This window comes from Streptococcus sp., assembly GCF_019414905.1.
Lineage (GTDB): Bacteria > Bacillota > Bacilli > Lactobacillales > Streptococcaceae > Streptococcus.
Window position 1 is genome coordinate 1 of sequence record NZ_DXLC01000228.1, and the last position, 4,875, is coordinate 4,875.

The 4,875-nt window shown below is 39.9% G+C and carries 4 protein-coding genes; 2 read left to right on the forward strand and 2 right to left on the reverse strand.

The features are described 5' to 3' along the window. Together QZ359_RS07025 and QZ359_RS07030 are read right to left on the reverse strand one after the other, a co-directional pair. Positions 1 to 716 (reverse strand): amino acid ABC transporter ATP-binding protein (locus QZ359_RS07025; protein WP_293964754.1); only part of this gene is annotated, 716 nt, incomplete at its 3' end. After that, on the reverse strand, positions 716 to 2,881 hold the full coding sequence (locus tag QZ359_RS07030) for an ABC transporter substrate-binding protein/permease (protein ID WP_293964756.1): 2,166 nt from the start codon (positions 2,879 to 2,881) through the stop codon (positions 716 to 718). The genes QZ359_RS07025 and QZ359_RS07030, both read right to left, overlap by 1 nt. A gap of 171 nt (positions 2,882 to 3,052) precedes the next feature. On the opposite strand from QZ359_RS07030, the gene QZ359_RS07035 reads away from it, so the two are divergent. Both QZ359_RS07035 and QZ359_RS07040 read left to right on the forward strand, forming a co-directional pair. After that, positions 3,053 to 4,006 (forward strand): CPBP family intramembrane glutamic endopeptidase, encoded by a 954-nt coding sequence (locus QZ359_RS07035; RefSeq protein WP_293964758.1) that lies wholly within the window; start codon positions 3,053 to 3,055, stop codon positions 4,004 to 4,006. 76 nt (positions 4,007 to 4,082) lie between these two features. Then, positions 4,083 to 4,875 (forward strand): DEAD/DEAH box helicase family protein (locus tag QZ359_RS07040; protein ID WP_293964760.1); only part of this gene is annotated, 793 nt, incomplete at its 3' end.

Sequence of the window (4,875 nt, forward strand, 5' to 3'; positions counted from 1 at the left end):
AACTCTTTCAGACGTGGGTGTTGTGGGTTGTCAAAGATTTGATCTGGTGTTCCGTCTTCAAGGAATTCACCATCTGCAGTAAAGATAACGCGGTTGGCAACCTGACGGGCAAATCCCATCTCATGGGTTACGATAATCATGGTCATACCTTGCTCAGCCAATTCCTTCATAACGTTTAGTACGTCCCCGACCATCTCAGGGTCAAGGGCAGAAGTTGGTTCATCGAAGAGCATGATGTCTGGATTCATTGCAAGTCCACGAGCGATGGCCACACGTTGTTTTTGACCACCTGATAGGCTATCTGGGTTGGCATTAGCTTTATCTGCTAGCCCAACCTTGTCAAGCAACTCCATTCCCAATTTCTCAGCTTCTTCCTTAGTCATCAACTTGTGCTCAATAGGGGCAAAGGTAATGTTGTCCAATACAGACATATGAGGGAAGAGGTTGAAGTGTTGGAAAACCATGCCGATATTTTCACGGACGTGGTCAACATTGGTTGTTTTTTCAGTTAAGTCATAGCCGTTCACAGTGATGTGACCGCTAGTGACTTCTTCTAGAAGATTGAGGCTACGGAGGAAGGTTGACTTACCAGAACCTGAAGGACCGATGATACAAACAACATCTCCTTCATAGAACTTAGTCGTGATTCCTTTTAGGACTTCATTTTTTCCGTAGTTTTTGTGTAAATCATTTACATCAATTTTTAATTTTGCCATTAACGAATCCTCTTTTCTAAGCGTTTCGCTAGTCTAGTCAAAAGTGTGATAATTACAAGATAGAAGATAGCAAGGATTGCATACATCTTGAAACTTTGGTAGTTACGGGCGATGATAATCTTACCAGTTTGGAAGAGTTCCACCAAACCGATAGCAGATACGATGGTTGTATCTTTAAGAGCGATAACGAATTGGTTAACAAAGTTTGGCAACATTAATTTAGTTGCTTGTGGCAGGATAATCTTACGCATGGTTTTGCCATAAGAGATCCCCAAGCTTCGGCTGGCTTCCATTTGACCAACTGGAACGGCCTGAATACCGCCACGAACGATTTCAGCGATATAAGCGGCTGCATTGAGAGAAAGGGCAATAGTACCAGCTACAAAGTCGTTAATTGGACTTTGTTGGCCTGTAATAGACTCGATGAAGTTTGGAATTCCCCAGAAGATGAAGGCTGCAAGAATCATCAATGGAATACCTCGAATAACGTCAACGAAAATCTCAGAAATCACACGAAGAGATTTATACGGGCTGACACTAAACATACCGAAGATAATCCCGATAACAATAGCAATAGCAAATGAGATAAGAGCTAGAGCAAGAGTGATACCAAGCCCGCTAAGGAGTTGTTTATAGTTGTTTTGAAGCAAGCCCCAGATAGTTGTCTCATCAACAGTGCTTGTTGAAGCAGTTGATGACTCACTAGCTAAGTATTTGTCAAGAATCTTTTGGAATTCACCGTTTGCTTTAAGGTTAGCAAGTCCGTTATTGAACATTTCAATCAATTCTGGATTTGCTCCTTTTTTAACGGCAAAGGCTGTTTCACCGATTGGAGTTCCAGCGATTGGTGTTTTCAATTTTTGTCCTTGGCTGATAGAATATTTGAGAACAGGTTCATCATCCATAACGGCATCGATGGCACCAGTGTTTAAACTGTCATACATTGACGAACCATCAGCAAATGTTTTGATTTTGTAACCGTATTTGTTTTGATTTTCTGTTAGGAATGTTTGAGAAGCAGTTCCGTTTTTAACACCAACTGTCTTCCCTTTCAAATCTTCATAAGAAGCAATATTGCTTGATTCTTTGACACCAAGGATAGTATTGGCAGTGTAGTATGATTCTGAGAAGTCAAAAGTTGCCTTACGAGCATCAGTGACAGACATACCAGCAATGATACCATCAGCTTGACCAGCTTGAACAGCACTGATAGCAGCATCAAAACCAGGGTTGGTAATTTCAATTTCAAAACCTTGGTCTTTAGCGATTGCCTTAATCAATTCCATATCAATACCAGTAAATTGGTTGCTTGAATTTTGGAAAACAAAAGGTGCAAAAGAAGAATCGCTAGCAATAATGTATTTAGCTTTAACAGGAATGGCTTTTAATCCTGCTAGAGTAGTTGTAGTTGGAACTGCTGAAGATGATGAAGCAGTCCATTTCTTGATGATTTTATCAAGACTACCATCTTTTTTCATTTCAGCCAAGGCTTGGTTAAATTCAGTAACCAGGTGCTCGTATTTGCTACCTTTTTTAACACCGAAAGCAAAGCTACCTACAGCTTCACCGTCCATTTCAATATGGAGGTCTTGACCTTGGTTAATGGCATATTCGATAACAGGTTTGTCATCCATCATGGCATCGATGGCACCAGCACTCAAGCTGTTGTTCATCAAATCACTAGTGTCAAATGTTTTAATAGTAAAGCCGTATTTATCTTTGATTGTTTCAAGAAAACGTTGAGCAGCAGTTCCGTTTTTAACACCAACGGTTTTGCCAGTTAATTGGTCATATTTACTAATCTTGTGTGCCTTTGTAGTTGCAATGACAACTTTTGTGTCATAGTAAGTATCAGACATGGTGAAGACTTTTTCACGTTCTTTAGTCTTTGTCATCCCTGCCATGATAGCGTCAGCTTGACCAGCTTGAACCGCATTTACCGCTGCATCAAATCCAGGATAGGACATCTGAATGTTCCATCCTTTAATCTCAGCGACTTTGTTGATAATGTCAACATCAATTCCTTTATAAGTTTGATCTGAATCTTTAAACTCAAAAGGTGCATAGGCGGTATCAGAAACAATCTTAATCGTTTCAGCTTTCGCAATACCTAATGAGAAAATTGGGAATAAAATTAGCAAAAATGCTAGAAATTTTTTCTTCATTTTTAGTCTCCTTTTCCGAATATTTTCCCATTATATCAGAAAAAGTAAAAAAAGGCAAATTTTTATATTTCTGTGTCAGAAAATATAACATTGTTTTTTCCTTTTCTTTCTTGAATTGCTACTATAAAGTGCTATAATAATAGTATATATAGAAGAAAAGAGGACAGGGATATGAAGAACAAAAGAATATTTAAAGACTTCCAAGCTTCAAAAATGAGTTTAAACATTTACACAAGCCCCTTGTTAGCCTTTGCTTTTGTCTTCATAGGAGAGTTTGTGGCTTATACTCTGTATGGTATTAGTTTGTTAGCTCTCATCGGACTTGCTAGAAATTTTGGAGAGGCTGGTCAAAATCTTGCAACCTACTTGCAGACCTTGCAGCAGAGCTTGATGGATAAAACAAGTGACTTTCATTTAATTTTAGATTTACTGGCCTTTGGTTTTATACTCAACACTGTGTTCAGATGGACTAGAAAAGTTGAGAAAAGACCTATTCGAACCTTGGGATTTTATAGAGAGAATTTCCTCAGCAGTCTTCTGAAAGGATTTGGCCTAGGTTTGGCACTTTTTCTTCTGACCTTGTTAGGTTTGGTGGCCTTGGGGCAATATCGTTTTGAGTCTATTCACTTAAATCCTTATTCTCTTATCTTTGTTGTCTTTACTATCCCATTTTGGATTTTACAGGGGACAACAGAAGAAGTGGTGTCCCGTGCTTGGCTCCTTCCCCAATTGGCCTCAAGAACCAATCTAAAACTTGCTGTTCTTATATCTAGCCTGTTCTTTACCCTGCTTCATATGGGTAATTCGGGTCTCACACCTCTATCTCTAGTGAATCTCTTTTTATTCGGAGTTGCCATGTCACTATATCTTCTAAAAACAGATACTATATGGGGTATAGGTGGTATTCATGGAGCTTGGAATTTCGCACAAGGCAACCTCTTTGGAGTATTAGTTAGTGGTCAGTCTTCAGGAACCTCAATCATGAAATTTACTCCACAAGGCAATCAAGACTGGCTATCTGGTGGGTCTTTTGGTATTGAGGGTTCCATCATGTCCAGTATTATTTTGTTTCTACTGATTCTTTATCTCGCTTATCAATTAAAGAAAGAAAATGAAAGGATGTGACTTAGGTCCGTCCTTTTCTTCGTGAAAATGCTACAAGTATGCTAAAATAGGAATAGCACATGGAAAGAGGATTCTTATGATCAATCGCATTACAGATAATCAATTTAAACTAGTATCAAAATATCAACCTTCAGGAGACCAACCTCAAGCTATTGAGCAGTTGGTTGATAATATCGAGGGGGGAGAAAAAGCTCAGATTCTGATGGGGGCGACTGGAACAGGGAAGACCTACACCATGAGTCAGGTCATTTCCAAAGTCAATAAACCCACTCTGGTCATTGCCCACAATAAAACGCTAGCAGGCCAGCTCTATGGGGAGTTTAAGGAATTTTTCCCTGAAAATGCAGTTGAGTACTTTGTGTCTTACTATGATTATTACCAACCTGAGGCCTATGTCCCTTCTAGTGATACCTACATTGAGAAGGATAGTTCTGTCAATGACGAGATTGACAAGCTCCGCCACTCAGCGACATCAGCCCTTTTGGAGCGTAATGATGTTATTGTCGTTGCCTCTGTCTCTTGTATCTATGGTCTGGGTTCGCCCAAGGAATACGCTGATAGTGTCGTTAGTCTCCGTCCAGGTCTTGAAATTTCTCGTGATAAACTCTTGAATGACTTGGTTGATATCCAGTTTGAACGTAATGATATTGATTTCCAACGGGGAAGATTTCGTGTACGTGGGGATGTAGTGGAGATTTTCCCAGCTTCCCGTGACGAACACGCCTTTCGAGTAGAATTTTTTGGAGACGAAATTGACCGTATCCGTGAAGTGGAGGCTTTGACAGGTCAGGTATTGGGAGAAGTGGATCATTTGGCGATTTTCCCTGCCACTCACTTTGTGACCAATGATGACCACATGGAGGTTGCGA

Bases quoted from the DNA above. Each gene is read 5' to 3' on its own strand.
- QZ359_RS07035 (WP_293964758.1), top strand. From the start codon at position 3,053: ATGAAGAACAAAAGAATATTTAAAGACTTCCAAGCTTCAAAAATGAGT.
- QZ359_RS07030 (WP_293964756.1), bottom strand. From the start codon at position 2,881: ATGAAGAAAAAATTTCTAGCATTTTTGCTAATTTTATTCCCAATTTTC.